12 protein-coding genes and 2 pseudogenes are annotated in these 19,491 nt (G+C 52.9%); 8 read left to right on the top strand and 6 right to left on the bottom strand.

Features of this window, described 5'->3' with window-relative positions; genetic code table 11:
• Nucleotides 1–149: 149 nt before the first annotated feature.
• The gene (locus tag ACM67E_RS09310; RefSeq protein WP_416191170.1) at nt 150–1,562 is read right to left on the bottom strand and encodes a PepSY-associated TM helix domain-containing protein; all 1,413 of its coding nucleotides are present in this window, start codon (nt 1,560–1,562) and stop codon (nt 150–152) included.
• Between the two features lie 270 nt (nt 1,563–1,832).
• Here ACM67E_RS09310 and recC point away from each other — a divergent pair, with 270 nt between their 5' ends.
• From recC to ACM67E_RS09285, 5 genes and pseudogenes are all read left to right on the top strand, one after another.
• On the top strand, nt 1,833–5,072 hold the full coding sequence (gene recC / locus ACM67E_RS09305; protein WP_416191169.1) for an exodeoxyribonuclease V subunit gamma: 3,240 nt from the start codon (nt 1,833–1,835) through the stop codon (nt 5,070–5,072).
• 363 nt (nt 5,073–5,435) lie between these two features.
• Nucleotides 5,436–6,434 (top strand): tRNA dihydrouridine synthase DusB, encoded by a 999-nt coding sequence (gene dusB, locus ACM67E_RS09300; protein WP_416191168.1) that lies wholly within the window; start codon nt 5,436–5,438, stop codon nt 6,432–6,434.
• 316 nt (nt 6,435–6,750) lie between these two features.
• Nucleotides 6,751–7,377, top strand: coding sequence for a LysE family translocator (locus ACM67E_RS09295; RefSeq protein ID WP_416191167.1), 627 nt, complete (start codon nt 6,751–6,753; stop codon nt 7,375–7,377).
• A gap of 44 nt (nt 7,378–7,421) precedes the next feature.
• Nucleotides 7,422–7,667, top strand: a complete 246-nt coding sequence (locus tag ACM67E_RS09290; RefSeq protein ID WP_416191166.1) for a Fis family transcriptional regulator — start codon at nt 7,422–7,424, stop codon at nt 7,665–7,667.
• A 157-nt stretch (nt 7,668–7,824) separates the two neighbouring features.
• Nucleotides 7,825–7,971, top strand: a pseudogene (locus ACM67E_RS09285) (IS1595 family transposase); the annotation flags it as partial.
• On the opposite strand, the gene ACM67E_RS09280 reads toward ACM67E_RS09285, so the two are convergent.
• Nucleotides 7,968–8,774: an integrase core domain-containing protein gene (locus ACM67E_RS09280; RefSeq protein WP_416190995.1), complete on the bottom strand. Its 807-nt coding sequence runs from the start codon at nt 8,772–8,774 to the stop codon at nt 7,968–7,970. The pseudogene ACM67E_RS09285 and the gene ACM67E_RS09280 overlap by 4 nt on opposite strands.
• A gap of 52 nt (nt 8,775–8,826) precedes the next feature.
• Between ACM67E_RS09280 and ACM67E_RS09275 the strand changes: the two are divergent.
• The 3 genes and pseudogenes from ACM67E_RS09275 to purH all read left to right on the top strand — a co-directional run.
• Nucleotides 8,827–9,387: pseudogene (locus tag ACM67E_RS09275) on the top strand (IS1595 family transposase); the annotation flags it as partial.
• Between the two features lie 808 nt (nt 9,388–10,195).
• Nucleotides 10,196–11,056, top strand: coding sequence for a DMT family transporter (locus ACM67E_RS09270; protein WP_416191165.1), 861 nt, complete (start codon nt 10,196–10,198; stop codon nt 11,054–11,056).
• 364 nt (nt 11,057–11,420) lie between these two features.
• Nucleotides 11,421–13,001, top strand: coding sequence for a bifunctional phosphoribosylaminoimidazolecarboxamide formyltransferase/IMP cyclohydrolase (purH, locus tag ACM67E_RS09265; RefSeq protein ID WP_416191164.1), 1,581 nt, complete (start codon nt 11,421–11,423; stop codon nt 12,999–13,001).
• Nucleotides 13,002–13,156: 155 nt separating this feature from the next.
• Here the strand turns inward: purH and ACM67E_RS09260 are convergent, their stop codons facing one another.
• From ACM67E_RS09260 to ACM67E_RS09245, 4 genes are all read right to left on the bottom strand, one after another.
• Nucleotides 13,157–13,741 (bottom strand): hypothetical protein, encoded by a 585-nt coding sequence (locus ACM67E_RS09260; RefSeq protein WP_416191163.1) that lies wholly within the window; start codon nt 13,739–13,741, stop codon nt 13,157–13,159.
• 70 nt (nt 13,742–13,811) lie between these two features.
• On the bottom strand, nt 13,812–14,285 hold the full coding sequence (locus tag ACM67E_RS09255) for a DUF2846 domain-containing protein (protein ID WP_416191162.1): 474 nt from the start codon (nt 14,283–14,285) through the stop codon (nt 13,812–13,814).
• An 87-nt stretch (nt 14,286–14,372) separates the two neighbouring features.
• Nucleotides 14,373–17,291, bottom strand: coding sequence for a histone H1-like repetitive region-containing protein (locus tag ACM67E_RS09250; RefSeq protein WP_416191161.1), 2,919 nt, complete (start codon nt 17,289–17,291; stop codon nt 14,373–14,375).
• A gap of 347 nt (nt 17,292–17,638) precedes the next feature.
• Nucleotides 17,639–19,216, bottom strand: a complete 1,578-nt coding sequence (locus ACM67E_RS09245) for an inorganic phosphate transporter (protein WP_416191160.1) — start codon at nt 19,214–19,216, stop codon at nt 17,639–17,641.
• Between the last annotated feature and the right edge of the window lie 275 nt (nt 19,217–19,491).

Genomic DNA, 19,491 nt, shown 5'->3' with positions numbered 1-19,491 from the left:
TCCGCTATCGGCTGTACAAGTCTGCTGCATGAGAAGGCGCAGCGGCCGCAGCTCATGACGGATAAGCGGTTTTTGAATTTTCCGATTTGGCAATATTTCAGGCCGTCTGAAACTTTATTTGTTTTCAGACGGCCTGTTATCTTATTGTTTCATTTAAACCATTTGCCCAATGCCGGAATGCGTGACAACAGCACGAAATCCAAAACCGCAATCAGCAGAACTGCAATGAGGGCGGTGGGGAAAAGTAAAGCCACAGCCAACAGCGGTACAGCCATCGCCCACCAAACGGGCAGATTGATGTTTGCAGCAGGCGGATGCAGGCCGACGGCTTGTTCCGGCCGGCGTTTCCACCACATCACAAAGCCGCTGATACACATCAAAATCACAGCCAGACAAAACACGATATTCGTGGCTACGCTCCACCAGCCCAGTGTCCCCATGTGCAGCGCAATGCTCACGGCCATGAATTTTCCGAACCAGCTGTAATCATCGTAGCGGATGTCCGCCAACTGCCTGCCGCTGTATTGGTCGAGATGAACGGTACGGTCGATAAACGGACTGCTGTCATCGTAACTCATCGAATCTTGCGACAGTGTCCACACACCTTTTTCGCCTTTGGGAAAATTAACCTGATAGCGGCCTTGAAAACCGATTTCCCGTGCGTAGCGGTCGACGGTTTCCAGTGTCATCGGCTCACTCGGGTTTATCCCGTCTTTACCCAGCGTCGTACCCGATTGCGGCATGGGTGTCAGCTCCAATACCCACGGTACCTCTTTGGTTTTGCCGTCGTTGAGCAGACGACCGTAGGTTTCTGCATCTGATTCGGGATTCGGAGCCACGCCCCATTTGCCGGCGGGAAATTGGTTCCACGCCTGCACAACTTTTCCGCCCCAAATGCCTGCCCACGCAATGCCCGACAAGCAAAAAAGCAGCAATACCAATGAAACCCATGCGCCGACTGCGCCGTGAATATCACGCCAGGCCGAGCGGCCGGAGCCGATTTTCGGCAGAAAAATATTTTTCAGACGGCCTTGTTTGCTCCACCACAGATAAAACCCCGTGATGATCAGCAAAATGGTCAGCGAAGCCGCCGTTTCCAGCAGGTAATCGCCGAACGCGCCGAGCAGAATGTCGCTGTGGATTTCGTCCATCAAATGATACCCATCCTGATTGCGCGGAAACACTTTGACCGCTTGCGCATTATAAGGATCGACCGCCACCATCATCGCCTTATCGCCGTCGTTGACACGGAATACTGCCACCATATCCCCGGCACGCGGCGACAAATATTGCACCACCGAAGCAGTTTCCGATTGCAAAGCCGCCCGTGCCGCTTCCGCCTGTACCGACAAAGGCTGCACCACAGCCTGCGGCTCAACCCGAATCCGTTCGCCCTCGCGGCCGCTGATGTTGGCAAACAACAGCATGGCCAGACCCGTGACAGCCAGTAAGATGAGAAACGGGGCGACAAACAATCCGGCGTAAAAATGCCAACGCCACACAAGCAGATAACGGCGGTTGGCCTGCTGCGCCGGGTTGGGGGAGGGATTGGCGGTGTTCATTTGGGTACTCCGAAATATATCAAGGCCGCCATTATAGTCAGCGTGAAGCGTGGAAAGAAACACGGCAGTGGCTTGAAAACCTTTTCGTTTGATTTAACACAAAATACAAGCGCAGCTTTGCATACGGGTTTTCCTCTGAAGCCGCACTGCAGGCAGGCCTTGCACGCCGGTAATGCCGCCGCGCAAACCGTAAAATAACTCCGACAATTTTTCAGACGGCCTTATAATTCGTCATCATTACCTTATTGTCCGAAGTACGCGGGTACCGTCATGTTTTACCTTTATCAGTCCAACCGTCTCGAATCGCTCGCCGCCTTGTTCAGCCGTATTCAGCAGGTTCAGCCTTTGAAACAGGCGTTGGCGGCGGAGGAAATTGTCGTGCAGAGTCAGGGAATGCGCCGCTATTTGAGCAGCTATCTGGCGAAGGAACTCGGCGTGGCGGCGAATTTGAAATTCAGCCTGCCTGCCGGACTGACTTGGCGGCTGATGAGGGAGCTGATTCCCGATGTGCCGGCACTCAGCCCGTTTTCGCCCGAAGTGATGCGTTGGCGTCTGCTGGCTTTGTTCCGCAGCGAAAAATTTAAGAGTGCGGAGCCTGCCGGTGGTGCGGCCTCCGAATTTGAAACCGTGCGCGGCAAGCTGCAAAGCTATTTGGGCAGCGGCGAGTCGGCGGATTACCATTTGGCCGGACAATTGGCCGATATTTTCGACCAATATCTGGTTTACCGCCCGCAATGGATAGACGCGTGGCAGGAGGGGAAACTGCTGGACTTGGGTGAAGACGAAATCTGGCAGGCGCAGTTGTGGCGTTTTCTCGATGATGGTAGGCAGACCGCGCCGCACCGCGTGGCCTTGTGGGAAACCCTGTTGGCCAAACTGTCACCGCAAAACCTGCCCGAACGCTTTTTCGTGTTCGGCATTTCCACGATGGCACCGATGTATCTTCAGCTTTTGCAGGCCGTTTCGCAGCATTGCGACGTGTTCGTGTTCGCGCTCAATCCGAGCGAACAGTATTGGGGCAATGTGATTGAAGCGGCGCAGATTTTAAAAGGCGGCGACGAAGTCGACCTGACCCAGACCGGCCATCCGCTCTTGGCTTCGCTGGGCAAACAGGGGCGCGATTTTTTTGATTTTCTGTCGGAAATCGAGATGGAAACGCCGGTGTACGAAACCGCCGACAACGGCGGAACAACCTTGCTCCACCGCCTGCAAAGCGACATCCAAATGCTGAACATGCCGTCTGAAAACCACGGGCAGGATAGCGAAAGCCTGCTTTCAGACGGCAGTATCCGCGTGGTGTCGGCACACAGCCCTTTGCGCGAGCTGCAAATCCTGAAAGACCAATTGCTGCACATTCTGCACGAACATCCCGACTGGCAGCCGCACGACATCGCCGTGCTGACCCCGAATATCGAGCCGTACAGCCCGTTTATCGAAGCCGTGTTCGGTCAGGCGCAGGGCGGGGCGCAGGCGCTGCCGTATTCCGTGTCCGACGTGAAGCTCAGCCGCCGCCAGCCGCTGTTTTACGCGTTGGAACAGGTGTTGGAATTGCTGGAAAGCCGTTTTGAAGTGGATAAGGTTTTGCCGCTGCTCGACAGCCGTTTGGTGCAAAACCGCTTTGAATTCGGCGAAGACGATTTGCCGCTGCTGCACGACACCATCGCCGAACTCAATATCCGTTGGGGTTTGGACGAAACCATGCGCGGCGGGGCGGATAAGCTGTTCACTTGGCAGCAGGCTTTGGAACGCATGGTGCTGGGCTGGATGCTGCCCGAAGGCGGCGACGGCATGTGGCAAAACGTCAGCGCGTGGCACGCCGATGTCAACCAACTGGCCGTGTTCGGCCGTTTTGCCGCGTTTGTCCGCACGCTGGCCGACACCGCGCAGACATGGCAGACCGCCGCGACGGTTGACGAATGGATAGAACGCGTGCGGCAGCTGTGCGCCGATTTGTTTGCCTTGGGAGACGACGACCAATATTCCGCGCAGCAGTTCGAGCAGGCTTTGGTCAAATGGCAGCAGGAAGCGGAGCTTGCCGGTTTTTCAGACGGCCTGTTGCCGCAGCACACCGTCATCCGCCACATCAGCCGTTTCCTGAGCAGCGAAAGCCAGGCCGGATTTTTGCGCGGCGGCATCACCTTTTGCAGCATGGTGCCGATGCGCAGCCTGCCGTTTAAAGTGTTGTGTCTGCTGGGTTTGAACGACGGCGATTTTCCGCGCAACACCAAAGCCGCCGTGTTCGACCTGATTGCCAAACATCCGCAAAAAGGCGACCGCGCCCGCCGCGACGACGACCGCTATCTCTTTCTCGAAGCCGTCATCAGCGCGCGCGAAATCCTGTATTTGTCGTATGTCGGCCGCAGCATTGTCAACGACGATGAACTTGCGCCCTCGGCTTTGCTGAGCGAACTCATCGATACCGTCGCCGCCATGACCGGCCGCCGCAGCAAGGATCTGATGGAAAACTGGGTGCGCCAACATCCGCTGCAGGCCTTCTCGACGCGCTATTTCCAACCGGAAAGTTTTTCAGACGGCCTGATCAATACGCGCAGCGATTATGCTCAAGCCCTGAACAGGCCGTCTGAAACGCCGCAGCCGTTTTTCAGACGGCCTCTCACGGAACATGCCGAACCGCAGGCCGTCGTCACGCAAAACGAATTTATCGGCTTTTGGAAAAATCCCGTCAAAGCATGGCTGCGCAATGCCTTGGGCTGGCGCGAGCCTTACCGCGACACGGCATGGGAATCCGCCGAACCGTTCGAGCCGGAAGAGGACGAAAAAATCGCCGACGCCTATTTGGAAGCGCGGCGGCAGCGGCAGGATTTCGCCGCCGTCGAAACCAGGCTGAAAGCCGAAAGCCTGCTGCCGGCGGGCGAACTGGGCGGCTTGTGGCAGCAGCGTTTTCAGACGGCCGCCAAACAGCTTGACCAAGCCCTGCTCGAAAGCCCGAAAGTGCCGCCGGTTGCCTATGAACTGGCGTTCGGCGGGCAAACCTTGAGCGGCAGCCTGAACCGTGTGTACCGGTGCGGCCAAATCGTGTTCCGCAACAAAAAGCCCAACGCGCCCGAGCAAATCGCCCTGCTGCTGGAGCATGTTTTGTTCAATGCCGTGAGGCCGTCTGAAAGCGAAAGCGGCCTGACGTATTTCGTGTCCAACGACGAAACTACGGTCTATCCCGAAATCGACCGCCGAACCGCGCATGAAATCCTGAAAACATGGCTTGAATACTACAACATCGGCCAAAACCGCCCCTTACCGTTTTTCGCCAAAACCGGCCTTGAAGCCGCCGAAACCTACATCAAAAAACAGGATTGGGAAGAAGCCCAAGCCGTCGCGTTCAAAGCCTATCAGGGCAGCAAAATCAGCAAAGGGCAGGACAGCTATACCGAAGTGGCTCTGGTGTTCGGCCGCGACGACGAATTGCCGGTCGATACGCCGCTGTTTCAAAACCTGATTGTCGAAATGCTCGTGCCGCTGTTGGTTGCGACGGCGCAGAATGAGGAAAAATAGCGTCGGCAGGTTTGTTTTCCCTAAACCGAGATCTTTGCAAAACCCGAAAATATTCAAAAAACTCCAATCCGTCATTCCCGCGCAGGCGGGAATCCAGACTTATCGGTTTCAGAAATATTTAGAAATTACCGCAGGTTAAAATTCTGGATTCCCGCCTGAGCGGGAATGACGGAAATAGATTTTGGGATTTAAGTTGAGTTTTACAAAGGTCTCAAACTTTGTGCAAGTAATGCGGTTGGTGTCTACATCTCAGGCCGTCTGAAAATCCGCCGGAGATTTTCAGACGGCCTTGCCGTGTAAAACCGATTGGAAAAACTGCTTAAAAATTGTACAATCACAACCCTTTCAACCACGGCGGCAACCATGCAGATCGGCGCATATTCCATCGACACCCCCATCGCCCTCGCACCGATGGCAGGCATTACCGACAAGCCTTTCCGCCGTTTGTGCCGCGGGTTCGGCGCAGGGTGGGCGGTGGGCGAAATGCTGACCAGCGATCCGGGTTTGCGCCACACCAAAAAAAGCCTCAGCCGCAGCGATTTTTCCAATGAAGACGGCGTGATTGCCGTGCAGATTCTCGGCAATGTGCCGCAGGTCATGGCCGAAGCCGCACAATACAATGTCGCGCTCGGCGCGCAGGTCATCGACATCAATATGGGCTGTCCAGCCAAGAAAGTGTGCAACGTCTTGGCAGGCAGCGCGTTGCTGCAGAACGAAAAACTGGTGGCCGAAATCCTGCAGGCGGTGGTCGGGGCGGTGGACGTCCCCGTTACCCTGAAAACCCGTCTGGGCTGGCACGACGAACACAAAAACCTTCTGACCATCGCCAAAACCGCCGAAGATTCGGGCATCGCCGCGCTTGCCGTTCACGGCCGCACGCGCACGCAGATGTACAACGGCGAAGCGGAATACGGTTTGATTGCCGAAGCCAAAGGCCGTCTGAACATCCCCGTGTGGGTCAACGGCGACATCACGTCGCCGCAGAAAGCCGCCGAAGTATTGAAGCAGACGGGTGCGGACGGCGTGATGATCGGGCGCGGCGCACAGGGGCAGCCGTGGCTGTTCCGCGATTTGAAGCATTACGCCGAACACGGCGCGCTGCCCGAAGCCCTGCCGCTCAAACAATGCAGCGACACCGTACTCGCCCATGTCCGCGCCATGCACGAATTTTACGGCGAACCAAGCGGCTTGCGAATCGCCCGCAAACACATCGGCTGGTATCTCGACCCCATGCCCGACGGCATCGAAACCCGCCGCGAAATCAACCGCTTGGATTCCGCCGCCGCGCAATACGACGCGCTGGCCGCTTATTTGGACACATTGCCCGAAAAGACCGATACCTGGGCGTGTGCCTATCGTTGATTCATACAAATAGCTAGATAAGTAAAATGCCACCCTCTCCCTAACCCTCTCCCGCCAGACGGGAGAGGGGACGGATGCAGCGTGTTCGGCGATGGTTAGATGAGAGAACGGTTCTATTAAGCGATCAATCTGATTGAGGCGTCTGAAAAATTCTGTTTAAATGAAATTTTCAGACGGCCAAACAGCAACTTATACCGTCCACGGCAAGCTGTCCCCTCTCCCGTCCGGCGGGAGAGGGTTAGGGAGAGGGTGGTTCGTTAAACGGTAATTTAACTTCAATGCCGTCTGAAACATCAAACACCCCATAAGGAAAATCATGGATTTTTGGCAAGGATTTTGGCTCATTACCGGCGTGCATATGTTGGCCTGCATGTCGCCCGGCCCCGATTTTGTATTGGTGTCGCAGCAATCCTTAAGCCGCAGCCGGGCGGCAGGCCTGCTGACGGCGTTGGGCATTGCATTGGGTTTCGGCGTGCACATTGTTTATTCGGTGTTGGGTTTGGTGACGGTGGTGGCGCAATCGGCCACTTTGCTCACCGCGATTAAAATTGTCGGCGGCCTGTATCTGATTTACATCGGCTACAAGGGATTGACGGCAAAGGCGGCGGGGGAAGTGACCGAAATCCGTGCCGAAAAAACAGCAGCGGAACCGGCTTGGCAAACCGTTTGGCGCGGGGTTTTGTGCAATGTGCTGAACCCGAAAGCGGCGGTGTATATGCTGTCGCTGTTTACCGTGGTATTGTCGCCGGACACACCGATGTGGCAGATGGCGGTTTACGGTGCGTGGATGACGCTGATGCTGTTTGTCTGGTTCGGCCTGGTGGCGTTGATGTTGTCCGTGCCGGCAGTCAACCGCCGTTTCCGGCGGTTCGGCCATTGGATAGACCGCATCTGCGGCGGCGCATTGGCTGCGCTGGGTGTCAAAGTGATGAGCGGAAGCTAGGAAGTCCTGTGCCGTCTGAAAAATGTAAACGGAAAGAGAAAACGATGAAAACGCAAACAATCGACATCGCGCAATGTGTTGCGCAGAATTTGAAACAGTATTTCAAAGACTTGGACGGCGAAACGCCGGTCGGGGTGTACGATATGGTGCTGCACCAGGTCGAAAAGCCCATGCTCGAATGCGTGATGGCGGAGTGCAACGGCAACCAGTCGAAAGCCGCCGCCATGCTGGGTTTGAACCGCAATACCCTGCGTAAGAAATTGGTGCAGCACGGTTTGCTCGACGGTTAAGCCGTGTGCAGAAAGGCCGTCTGAAAACCTTTGCGGATTTTCAGACGGTTTTAAAGGTATGTTTCACGAATTTTTAAATATTCAATTAATATAAATTTCATTTACAACATAGGGGCTTAGGAAGCAAAATCATCAAAAAACCTGATAAGTTCCTAATATGAAACAAAAAAATAAGTATCAAAAGTTCAGCAAAATTTTAGAGCAGAAATTTAGAGAAATAATCCGCTGTTTCGCTCTTGATTTGACCGCTTCCGATACCGCTAAAATGACCGGCATTAGTGTAAGAAATCACCGAGTTGTTTACACAACAGGTTGAGAAAAATAATCCTCCAAAGTCTCAAAAGGCGTCCTGCCTTTCAAGCTGCCGTGCGGCTTGACCGTATTGTAGAAATTCACAAAGCGGCACAATTCCCTGCGCCGGTGTTGCGCATCGTCAAATGTCTGCTTATCGTGCCACATCTCCATCAGCGTCCGAATCACCCGTTCCGCTTTGCCGTTGGTCTGCGGACGCGCAATACGGGTAAACTTCTGCACGATGTTGTTGCGGCAGCAGGCAGCGCCAAACGGGTGGGATGCATTGCCTTTGTATTCCACTCCGTTATCCGAGTATGCGCATTCGACGGTGTACGGGCAGCAGTCAATCACATCCCTCAACAGAAACTTGGCGGCACTGGCAGCCGTACGGTCGGGCAAGATGGCTGCGTACAGTTCGCGGGAGTAGTCGTCGATGGCGACAAACAGGTATTCGAACGGGTCGGCAACGCTTTGGTTTTTCAGCCGCGGCAACCGTTTGGTATCGAAATGCACCATTTCGCCGGGATAGGATTTGTTGTAGCGTTTAGCCTGTTTTTTGAGCTTTTCTTCGATGGCTTTTTCAACCTTAGCCAAACGTTTCATCCCGTATTTTGCTTGTTTGAACCGGTTGTTGGTACTGTTTTGCGGCGTGAGCAGCTGCAGCCGTGCGGCTTTGAGGATACGGTAGATGGTTACTCTGCTGACTTGGTATTGCCGGGCAAGTGAAGTAACGGTAATTTTATCCTGTGTATAGGCGCGCCAAACGGCTTGACGTTGGTGCGGTGTAAGTCGGGTATTTTTGTGGATGTTCATGGCAGTATTGTCTTTCAAATACTGTAAACAACGCTAGCCTTTCTTACAACACATTAGTGTACGCAGTATCAATCCTATTTTCCTGAAAATCAGACACAGGATTGCTGCTCTGTGCGAACAAAACTCACCACTGTCCGGTGTGGTTGAATTAGATGAATCTTACTTTGGCGCACGACGTATCAGGGGTAAACGCGGGCGCGGGGCTTCAGGTAAAACCATCGTATTCGGCATACTGAAACGCAATGGTGTGGTCTATGCGGAAATCGTTCCCGACGCTTCGAAAGCTTCACTAATCAAGGTTATACGCGGCCACATATCTGCTGAGAGCGAAATCAATACTGACGGCTGGAAAGCATATGACGGTCTTGTCGATATGGGCTACGAGAAGCATTACCGTGTCCATCACGGTTCCAATGAGTTTGCCCGCGGGAAGCAGCATATCAATGGTATTGAATTTTTTTGGAGTTATGCTAAGGGTCGTTTGGCTAAATTCCATGGTATTTCCAAAGAGATGTTTTATCTGCATCTCAAAGAAACGGAGTTTAGGTTTAACTACCGGCATGAAGATTTAGGTAAAATATTAATGAAGATGCTTCGAAATAACCCAATTTAATATTTTTGCTTCCTAAGCCCCCAACATAATTGGTATGAACACAATTATAATTTTCTATTTATGCATTTTTTTATTCTTAATTGTACTTATATCGGAAGTTTCCTGATTGGTTCAATAAACTTATAATAATACCTTTTAAAAAAGCATGGGAAGATACTGGGAAAGCTAAAGCTATAATATGGATTTTATTAGGTATTGGAATGACATTTTCTAGTAGTTTTTACGATTCACTCTTAAGTGTTTCAGTATTGCTATTTTTATTGACATGCCTGAGCATTTTTTCTTATGTAGGAACATTGTTTAAATTTGAAAGAGCTAATCGCTGGGTAAATCAGATTTCTGAATTTTTACTTGACATGATTGCTATTTTTTTCTTTGCATTTGTTTTTAATTTAGCACTTCTAACGATAATTGAGTTATTTCGAAATAATTTCCAAGTAGTTTTGATTAAAGCAATAGGGTTATTCATTATTGGGATTTTTTTCTCGGATTCTATTATTCTTTTATATTTTGGATACGAGAAAATTTTAATATTAATGATTTGATAAACAATTTAAAAGTAGATTCTAACAATAATTTTCTTAGAAAACATGTAGCAAAATTTGTTCATTTCTTAGTTTTAATATTTTTTGTTAGTTCTGGATATTTTACATATCAAGAAATTCTGAAAGCCCAGCAAAATAATAATATATTAAAAATATGTAAAATAAATGATAAAAATCCCAAGCAAATTAATTGTGATGATTCTGAAGGATATGCTATTCATAAATTTATGCCTGAAAAATATCAATAACAAAATTAAAAAATAATGCTTTTTCAAATTCTCGCTTTATTCATGTGGGGCAGCTCGTTTATCGCCGCCAAGTTTTCCTACGCCATGCTTGATCCTGCGCTGATGGTGCAGGTGCGCCTGCTGATTGCCGCGCTGATTGTGCTGCCGACGGCGCGGCGTTATTTGGGCAGGATTCCGCGTGCGCAATGGAAACCTTTGCTGCGGCTGTCGTTTGCCAATTATGTGTTGGTGCTGATGTTGCAGTTTATCGGTTTGAAATACACGTCGGCGGCCAGTGCGGTCACGATTATCGGATTGGAACCGATTCTGATGGTGTTCGTCGGCCATTTCTTTTTTAACGACAAGGCCAAGTGGTATCACTGGGTGTGCGGCATGGCGGCGTTTCTCGGCGTGGCGGTGATGATTGCGGGCGGCGCGGAAGAGGGCGGCGAAATCAGCCTGTTCGGCTGCCTGCTGGTTTTCTTGGCCGGACTGGTTTTCGCGCTGATTATGCGGCCGACGCAGAAGCTGATTGCCGACATCGGTGCGCCCGCCTATACGTCGGTGTCGCTTTTGGCCGCGGCGGTATTGTGTTTGCCGTTTACGCTTTTGCTGGCCGACAGTTTCGCCGTGGATTGGAGCGTATCGGGTACGCTGGCGGTGCTGTATTTGGGCGTGGGTTGCAGCTGGTTTGCCTATTGGCTGTGGAATAAGGGCATGAACCGCGTACCGGCCAATGTTTCCGGCATCTTGATTTCGATGGAGCCGGTGCTGGGCTTGCTGATGGCGGTGGTTTTGCTGGGCGAAACCGTATCGGCGGTGTCGGCGTGGGGCATGGTGATGATTCTGGCTTCGGCGTTTGCGGTGATGTTGCTGCCGAGATGGTTGAAACCATGAACAATGCCGTCTGAAAAATTTTCAGACGGCCTTGGGCGAAGCCTGCGTAGGTACGGTCAGCCCCGTGTTTTTTGGGGCGTAACCGTACGCAATGTGGGTTGGCGGGGGGGGGCGGGTGTACGGTTACGCCGTTTTGACGGCTAACCGTACCTATGGTGCTGAAAAACACAAAGGCCGTCTGAAAGATTTTCAGACGGCCTTGTTTTGAAATGCGGTAAAGATTGTTCACAATTGCGGCAAAAATTACCGTCGGTAATACTGCAAAAAAACGTAAAATAAGCGATAATACGGTTTACCGGTTTACGCCGTCGCGCCGCGTTTTCAGACGGCCTCTTCAATTTACCCAACTCAAAAAGGAATCCCAATGGCAACCGTAAAACGTGCCCTCATCAGCCTGTCCGACAAAACCGGCGTGGTTGAATTTGCCCAAACCCTGACCCGGCTGGGCGTGGAAATCTTGTCCACCGGCGGTACTGCGAAATTATTGGCAGACGCCGGTGTTCCCGTTATTGAAGTGGCCGATTACACCGGCTTTCCCGAAATGCTCGACGGCCGCGTGAAAACGCTGCACCCGAAAATCCACGGCGGTATCTTAGGCCGCCGCGACTTGGGCGAGCACGTTGCCAAAATGGAAGAACACGGCATCGGCAACATCGATTTGGTGTGCGTCAACCTTTACCCCTTCGCCGCCACCATCGCCAAGCCCGGCTGCACGCTGGAAGACGCGATTGAAAACATCGACATCGGCGGCCCGACGATGGTGCGTTCCGCCGCGAAAAACTGGAAGCACGTCGCCATCGTCACCGATACCGCCGATTTTGCCGCCATTGCCGCCGAACTGGAAAACAACGGCGGCGCATTGAGCGACAAAACCCGTTTCAACCTGTCGCGTAAAGCGTTCAGCCACACCGCGCAATACGACGGCATGATTTCCAATTACCTGACCGCCTTGTCCGACGAAAAACTGAGCGGCGAGCCAGATGTCAACGAGTTCCCGAACCAGTTCAACCAAAGTTGGATTAAAGTGCAGGACATGCGCTACGGCGAAAACCCGCACCAAGCCGCCGCGTTTTACCGCGACATTTACCCCGCCGCAGGCAGCCTGAGCGCGTACAAGCAGCTTCAGGGCAAGGAATTGTCGTACAACAACATCGCCGACTCCGACGCGGCATGGGAAGCCGTGAAAGCCTTTGACGCACCCGCCTGCGTGATTGTGAAACACGCCAACCCGTGCGGCGTGGCAGTAGCGGCAAACACTTTGGACGCATACCGTTTGGCCTACGCCACCGACACCACCAGCGCGTTCGGCGGCATTATCGCGTTCAACCGCGAAGTGGACGGCGCAACCGCCAAGCAGATTACCGACAACCAATTCATGGAAGTTCTGATGGCACCTGCGTTCACCGACGAAGCCCTCGAAATCGTGGCCGCCAAGAAAAACGTGCGCGTGTTGGAAGTGCCGCTGCAAGCCGGAGCCAACCGCTTCGAGCTGAAACGCGTCGGCGGCGGCCTGTTGGTGCAAACGCCCGACATCCACAAACTTACCGCAGCCGATTTGAAAGTCGTCACCAAACGCCAACCGACCGAGCAGGAACTCAACGATTTGCTGTTTGTGTGGAACGTGGCCAAATTCGTCAAATCCAACGCCATCGTGTTCGGCAAAGGCGGCCAAACCTACGGCATCGGCGCCGGCCAGATGAGCCGCGTGGACTCGACCCGCATCGCCGCGCGCAAAGCGCAGGACGCAGGCTTTGATCTGAACGGCGCGTGCGCCGCGTCTGACGCCTTCTTCCCGTTCCGCGACGGCGTGGACGTGATTGCCGAGCAGGGCATCAAAGCGATTATCCAGCCCGGCGGCTCCATGCGCGACGAAGAAGTGTTCGCCGCCGCCGACGAACACGGCATCGCGATGGTGATTACCGGCGTGCGTCATTTCAGGCATTAAGACAATGGTTTGAACACAAAGGCCGTCTGAAAACCGATTGGGTTTTCAGACGGCCTTTTGTTAGTTTATTAATGAACAGAATGGTCATATCGGTTTGCTGTAAGTCTGCGTATTAAAGCATGAGAAATAACGCGAAACCGTTATCCGATTATTCTTTATTCAGGCAGTAAATAGCCTTTTTTCTGTAAATCGACCAAGCAGTTGGTTACGATGTCATCGGTAACCTGCGTAAAAGCCGTTTGCAAATTGCTTTGCACCGTCAAGCCGCTTGGCGGTGCCGTATTGCCGATTGTAGCGATAATGGCATGAGGATAAGTTTCGCTGGAAAGAATTTTATTGCGGTCGGCATAGCGACATACAAATTCATAGCCGTCTTGTGTGGTGCTGCCGGCCATGCCCAGCGTTAAACCGGTTGCGAGACCTTGACCGACTGCACCGCGTGGATTGGCAATGTTATTTGCAGAAACTTTGAACGTATGTTCGGCTTGAGCCATCGGTACGGCGACACGGCTGTTTTTTAATGATTGTTCAATATTTGCTAGCAGCAAAGGATTAACATTCGGAAGAGGTGTACCGTTTCGGGAAAAATCGGCTTCTACGCGCAGAGCAAAAGGTTGAGCCGGAATTTTTAATTCACTTTTCGGATGTTTTTGATGTGAGGGGGAAGTGTAAGCGTGTATAGAGACGCAGGCACTCATGGAGAATGCCAGAGTAACGGGAAGTAATACTTTGAAAAACATAAATTTTCCTTTTAGTTATTAAATAGGCCGTCTGAAAACCGAACTGCATTTTCAGACGGCCTCTCTACAATTAAGGATGCGGTTTGCTGCAATTGCCGGAAGCGGCCATATTCAGGCTTTGCACGGCTGCTTTGCCTTGCGCTTCAGAAACCTGTTCCAGATTCGCTCCGCCGACAAAAGCCCCCATTTTGATGTATTGGCGCACAAAATAATGTTTGCCCGCTTCGGCTTGCAGGTTCAGGACATTGGGCGAAAATTCCGATTCGGTGGCGACGGCATGGGTTTGGCCGCCTGCGATTTCGGTGCGGAAGAAAATACCGCGCGAGGATTCGCCCAAGCATTTTCCGTCAACCCAAATATCCTTTTTCAACCCCCCGCCGACAATAGAATTGTCGCGGTACACATACAGACCGGCATTGCCTTCGCTCGGAGCGGCGAAGGTTTTTGCCTGTACCGCTTCTTCCGTCGGCGCATGGCTGACGGTGGCGCAGCCGCTCACGGCCAAAACAGCGGCGGCTGAAAGAACAGGGATAAGTTTCATCATATTGTTTCCTTTGTAAAAGTGAGGGAACGGCCTGAGGCCGTCTGAAAAAGCCGTCGGGCGGACACGGCGTACGCCCGACGGCTCGGGTCAGCCGACGATTTGCGCGGCGGTAATGGCCGCGTCATTGTCGAAACGGGCAAACACAACGGTGCTGTCGCCGCCTGCCGCGCGGTAGGCCAGCGTCTGCGCGTCGTGGTCGAACACCAGACCGCTTTGTCCGGCATCGTCTGAAAATAACTTGTCCCATGCGAAACCTTCGTCATGGTCGGAGAACAAACCGCGCAAACCGGCCAAGTCAAGTTTGTCTTCGCGGATGTCGAAATCGGTAATGCGGTCGGCTTGGCCGCCGGCAATATCCGCGGCGGTGAAGACGAAGGTATCCGCACCGGCGCGGCCGCTGATGGTGTCGCTGCCGAGATTGCCCCACAAACGGTCGCTGCCGCTGCTGCCCGTCAGCACATCGTTGCCGTCCGTACCCGACAACACCGCCGTGCCGCGGTGTGCGGAAGCAGAAAACGCGTCCCAATCGAAACCGTCGGGTTTCATCTCGGTTACACCGTTTTCAGACGGCCTGTACACCGTCTCTCCGCCTTCGCGAACCGCCGCCATTTCCACCCCTTTGACCGACAACACCGTACCGTCGGCAGCTTCGGTCTGCACCACCGCCAAAACCGGCCGCAAATCGGCGGTCTGCGCAGGTTCGGTAACGGCATAAGGCACGCTGTCGGCGCGATTGCCGTCTGAGTTTAATTTGGCTTCAAGGCCGTCTGAAAAACCGTCGTCGTCGGTATCTTGGGTATATGAATGCGTTCCGACGCGCAGCTCCTGATAGTCGCTTAATCCGTCTTTGTCAGAGTCGGTATTTTTGTATGCGGTTTCTTGATTTTTGTCTACTCGGTAACCTTGGCTGAAATATTTTTGGACTTCGGTGCTGGTTTCGTAGAAATTGACTAGGTCGTGCTTATTCCAGCCGTCTTTGTCTGCGGCTGTATTGTCCAGGAAAATAGTGTTTTTATAAGTACCTAGGCCGTTAAAGGTTAAAACAGTTTCCGCACCTTTTGCCCCACCTACCGTTGCACCCACGGTCGCTCCGGCTTTTGCCCCTGCCAATACTAAAGGCGCGGCCGCTCCACCTGTAAGGATAGTTGCACCAAGGCCTAACAGCGCACCCCAGAACCCTCCTTTAATCGCTGGTTTTACCGCGTCTGCAACTCCTGCTGCTACGGTAGCAGCGGCCTGATATGCTATCGGAACATCTCCGCTGCTTAACCATTCTCCGTTAATAACATAAGAATTTGTTTTATAAGTAATACCTGATTGATTGGTAAAATGCGCATCATAAATCCGCTCTTGTGAAAACTGTTCGGAACGCGCCAGCGCGGTGTGCAAATCAGAAGTCGAGCTGCTGTCTGTGGTAATTTTGGCCGTATTAAACAGTACGCTGCGGACAAACTCATCTTTAAACGGGGAATTTTGTACCGTATAGGCAGCAAAATACTGCGCCAGATAACCGCCTAAGGAATGTCCCGTCGAATAAATGTGGTCAGGGTTATATTGCTCCAGCTTACTGATGATTTCATTCATTTCTTTGGCTTGCGTAGGCGTGTCTCCTTGAGCAAGCTTTAATCCGGCGGTTGCGTCTTGCAGGGCTTTTGTACCGCGGAATGCCACCACAACATTTTGATAAGAGCCGTCGGTTTGTTTGCCATTGCCGAAAATGACGTAATCCAAACCGCTGCCAAACCATTCACCTTTGTTGACTACTTCCAAAACGTCCCAATGATTTTGGTATTCGCTGATGTCAACCTGTCCGTTCAAATTTGCCTTGATGGAATCGATTTCAACGCTGCCGGCTTTTTCGCTAAATGCTTGTTGTAAAGCAGCCTTGCCTTCAGTCGCATAAGCCAAAGTAGAAAACATCCGCAAATCGCGGTCGGAAACGTTCCACATATCCGGATAGCGGTCTTTGCTGTCAATCAGGCCGTCGCCGTCGCTGTCTTTTTGAAACGCCGTGTTGATATTTTTGGCGGTTAACTTGGGATTCTCGGCGATGAATTTGTTTAAGCGGTCTAAATCACTTTCAGACGGCCTGCGGTAAACTATTCTGTTGCTTTCAGACGGCATGGCGGAAGCGGTGCGGTATTCCAATGCGGACAAATCCACGCTGTCCTGTTTGGCGGTCGTCAGGGTAACGGTAGCGCCGTCGCCGTACAGAATACGGGTGGTTACGGTTTCGGCGGCATCGGTATTTTCAGACGGCATGGTGTTTTCGGCAGCGTCTTTCTCGGCAGCGTCTTTCTCGGCAGCGGCTTTTTCAGCAGCGGCTTTTTCAGCAGCGGCTTTTTCAGCAGCGGCTTTTTCAGCAGCGGCTTTTTCAGCAGCGGCTTTCTCGGCAGCGGCTTTCTCGGCAGCGTCTTTTTCGGCAGCGTCTTTCTCGGCAGCGGCTTTTTCGGCAGCGGCTTTTTCGGCAGCGGCTTTTTCGGCAGCGGCTTTTTCGGCGGCGGCTTTTTCGGCGGCGGCTTTCTCGGCGGCGGCTTTCTCAGCGGCGGCTTTCTCGGCGGCGGCTTTCTCAGCGGCGGCTTTCTCGGCGGCGGCTTTCTCAGCGGCAGCTTTCTCAGCAGCGGCTTTCTCAGCAGCGGCTTTCTCAGCAGCGGCTTTCTCAGCAGCGGCTTTCTCGGCAGCGGCTTTCTCGGCAGCGGCTTTCTCGGCAGCGGCTTTCTCAGCAGCGGCTTTCTCAGCAGCGGCTTTCTCAGCAGCGGCTTTCTCAGCAGCGGCTTTCTCAGCAGCGGCTTTTTCGACAGAGGCTTTGTCAGTTGAGTTATCCGCTTGTTTGTCGCCGCCTTTTCCACCACCGCCGCCGCCTGCAAAGGCTAGGGGAAGGCCGAGTGCCAACAGGCCGCCGGCGATTTTGAGCGGGCGGTAGTTCGGTATGTGGACTTCTTCTGCGGTTACGGGTTCGGAAGAGGGAATGTGAATGTCTTGGGGAACGGTGTCGGCGTTGTACACCGGATAGACGGGGGTTTCGTTGGGAAGGGGAGGTGTAAGGGATTCGGCGGGTTCTTGAGTGAACGGCGCGTATTCTGCGGCGGTCAGTCCGTCAGTTGGTTGGTTGGTTGGTTGGTTGGTTGGTTGGTTGGTTGGTTGGTTGGTTGCAGTATGGTTTCTGTCATGTGAGTTCCCCTGTTTGCTTGTAAGTTTGAGTAAAGTTAAATCAATTTACGCATTATGGGAATGTTTGTTATTTAAGTCAATATCAATAAATAGAATGTTGTTTTTTTGAAAGTAACGCCCGAATGATAAAAGGCCGTCTGAATGTTCAGACGGCCTTGATGTTTGATTTGAATGACTTGTGCTTAGAATACGCTGCGCAAAATCAGGAAGCAGATTACCGACAGTATCGCGGCGGAGGGCAGGGTAATGACCCAGGCAAGGCCGATGGGTTTCATCAAGGCCCAGTTGGCGTTGCGGTTGACCAAGCCGATGCCCAAGACCGCGCCGACGAGAATGTGCGTACTGGAAACGGGCAAGCCCAAGAGCGATGCGCCCATGACGACCGAGGCGGCGGCGAGTTCGGCGGTAAAGCCGGAAGCGGGGTGCATTTCGGCGAGGTTGGTGCCGACGGTTTGAATCACTTCTTTGCCGATGAACCACAGGCCGACAATCAGGGCGATACCGAATGTGAGCATGGCGATGGCGGGAACGGGTGATTCGGAACCGATTTCGCCGGTGCGCAATACGTCCATAATGGCGGCAAACGGGCCGATGGCATTGGCGATGTCGTTCGCGCCGTGGCTGAAGGCGAAGCCTGCGGCGGTAAACACCTGCATCCATGAGAACATCAGGAAGGTGGATTTGCCCAGGTCTTTTCGTTTCAGCGTTTTGGCGTAGATGAAGGTCGCCATCCACACCGCCGCGCCGATCATGCCGATCATCAGGAAGTTGCCGACGTTGCCGATGCCCAAATGCAGGTTTTTCAAACCTTTGAAAATCAGCATGGACGAAATCATCATCGCGCCGACGGAGGCGATAAACGGTACCCAGGATTGCAGGGCTTTGTAGGTGTCGATGCTGTTTTTGCGGCTGTCGATTTCGTACAGGCCTTTATAGTAGGCCGATTCCAGCTCTTTCGGATCCAAATCGGGGTCTTCGTAAATCTGCACGTCACGCGCCATCGCCGAGGCGGCTTCGATTTTGTCGTGTTCGCTCAAGCTTTCAAAGGTCTGGCGGTGCTGCTCTTTGTAGGCTTTTTTCTCCTGCTTGATTTGTTTCAGGCGTTCGTCGGCGGCGGCGTTGTAGTCGAGAACGTGTTTTTTGATTTGGGCAAACAGCAGGTAGGAAACGAGGCCGCCCAATACCGGCGACAACACCCAGGAAATGGCGATTTGTGCCAAGCGATCCCATTGGAGAAGGGAGAAGGCATCCGAACCGCTGCCGATCAGCCCCAAACACAAGCCACTGCCGACGATACCGCCGATAATCGAGTGGGTGGTGGAAACCGGCCAGCCTTTTTTGGTGGCGAACAAAAGCCACAAAGCCGAAGCGAGCAGGGCGGACATCATGATGTACACGAACTGCATCGGCTCGAGATTCATCGCGTTCAAATCGATGATGCCTTTGCGGATGGTGGCCGTTACCTCGCCGCCGGCGATTACCGCGCCGCTGACTTCGAACACCGCCGCCACCAACAAGGCCTGCGTGATGGTCAGCGTACCTGCGCCGACCGATGTGCCGAAAGAGTTGGCCACGTCGTTGCCGCCGATGTTGAAGGCCATGAATACGCCGAACAAAGTCGCCAGCAGGAAAAGCACGGTATGGTTGCCGCCGGTGTAGCCCAAGCCCCAGATGATGAAGTAGCCGACCGCACCGATTAGCAGCGCGGCAAATATGGCGTTGATTTTTTTGACATTCGAATCCAAAGGAGCCGTGCCCATGATTTTTCCTTATAAAATGGAAAGGTTTTAAATGTTGCCACTTTAACCGCGTTTTGTGACAGTTATGTGACAATGTTAAATTTTGTTGGGTATAGTTACCGAATACATTAAAATTTTGATGGGATTATGGAAAAATGATGAGCAAAATGACGGTGGTTGCCGTATCGGTTTTTATGCCGAACGGATGCGGCCATGCCCGTAGCGGCGGGTTTTGGGCGACTGACGGCGGCACGGCGGACGGGATAACGACGTCGTTCCGCCGGTAGGCAAAATGC

Source organism: Neisseria sp. CCUG12390, from assembly GCF_047837985.1.
GTDB lineage: Bacteria > Pseudomonadota > Gammaproteobacteria > Burkholderiales > Neisseriaceae > Neisseria.
Note: the sequence above shows the minus strand (reverse complement) of the source record. Positions and strands in the feature narration are given on the sequence as shown.

What these genes read in the sequence shown, in the direction of transcription:
- recC (WP_416191169.1), top strand. Translation starts at nt 1,833, where the DNA reads ATGTTTTACCTTTATCAGTCCAACCGTCTCGAATCGCTCGCCGCCTTG.
- ACM67E_RS09310 (WP_416191170.1), bottom strand. Translation starts at nt 1,562, where the DNA reads ATGAACACCGCCAATCCCTCCCCCAACCCGGCGCAGCAGGCCAACCGC.
- ACM67E_RS09280 (WP_416190995.1), bottom strand. Translation starts at nt 8,774, where the DNA reads ATGAACATCCACAAAAATACCCGACTTACACCGCACCAACGTCAAGCC.
- ACM67E_RS09270 (WP_416191165.1), top strand. Translation starts at nt 10,196, where the DNA reads ATGCTTTTTCAAATTCTCGCTTTATTCATGTGGGGCAGCTCGTTTATC.
- ACM67E_RS09290 (WP_416191166.1), top strand. Translation starts at nt 7,422, where the DNA reads ATGAAAACGCAAACAATCGACATCGCGCAATGTGTTGCGCAGAATTTG.
- ACM67E_RS09245 (WP_416191160.1), bottom strand. Translation starts at nt 19,216, where the DNA reads ATGGGCACGGCTCCTTTGGATTCGAATGTCAAAAAAATCAACGCCATA.
- ACM67E_RS09260 (WP_416191163.1), bottom strand. Translation starts at nt 13,741, where the DNA reads ATGTTTTTCAAAGTATTACTTCCCGTTACTCTGGCATTCTCCATGAGT.
- ACM67E_RS09295 (WP_416191167.1), top strand. Translation starts at nt 6,751, where the DNA reads ATGGATTTTTGGCAAGGATTTTGGCTCATTACCGGCGTGCATATGTTG.
- dusB (WP_416191168.1), top strand. Translation starts at nt 5,436, where the DNA reads ATGCAGATCGGCGCATATTCCATCGACACCCCCATCGCCCTCGCACCG.
- purH (WP_416191164.1), top strand. Translation starts at nt 11,421, where the DNA reads ATGGCAACCGTAAAACGTGCCCTCATCAGCCTGTCCGACAAAACCGGC.
- ACM67E_RS09255 (WP_416191162.1), bottom strand. Translation starts at nt 14,285, where the DNA reads ATGATGAAACTTATCCCTGTTCTTTCAGCCGCCGCTGTTTTGGCCGTG.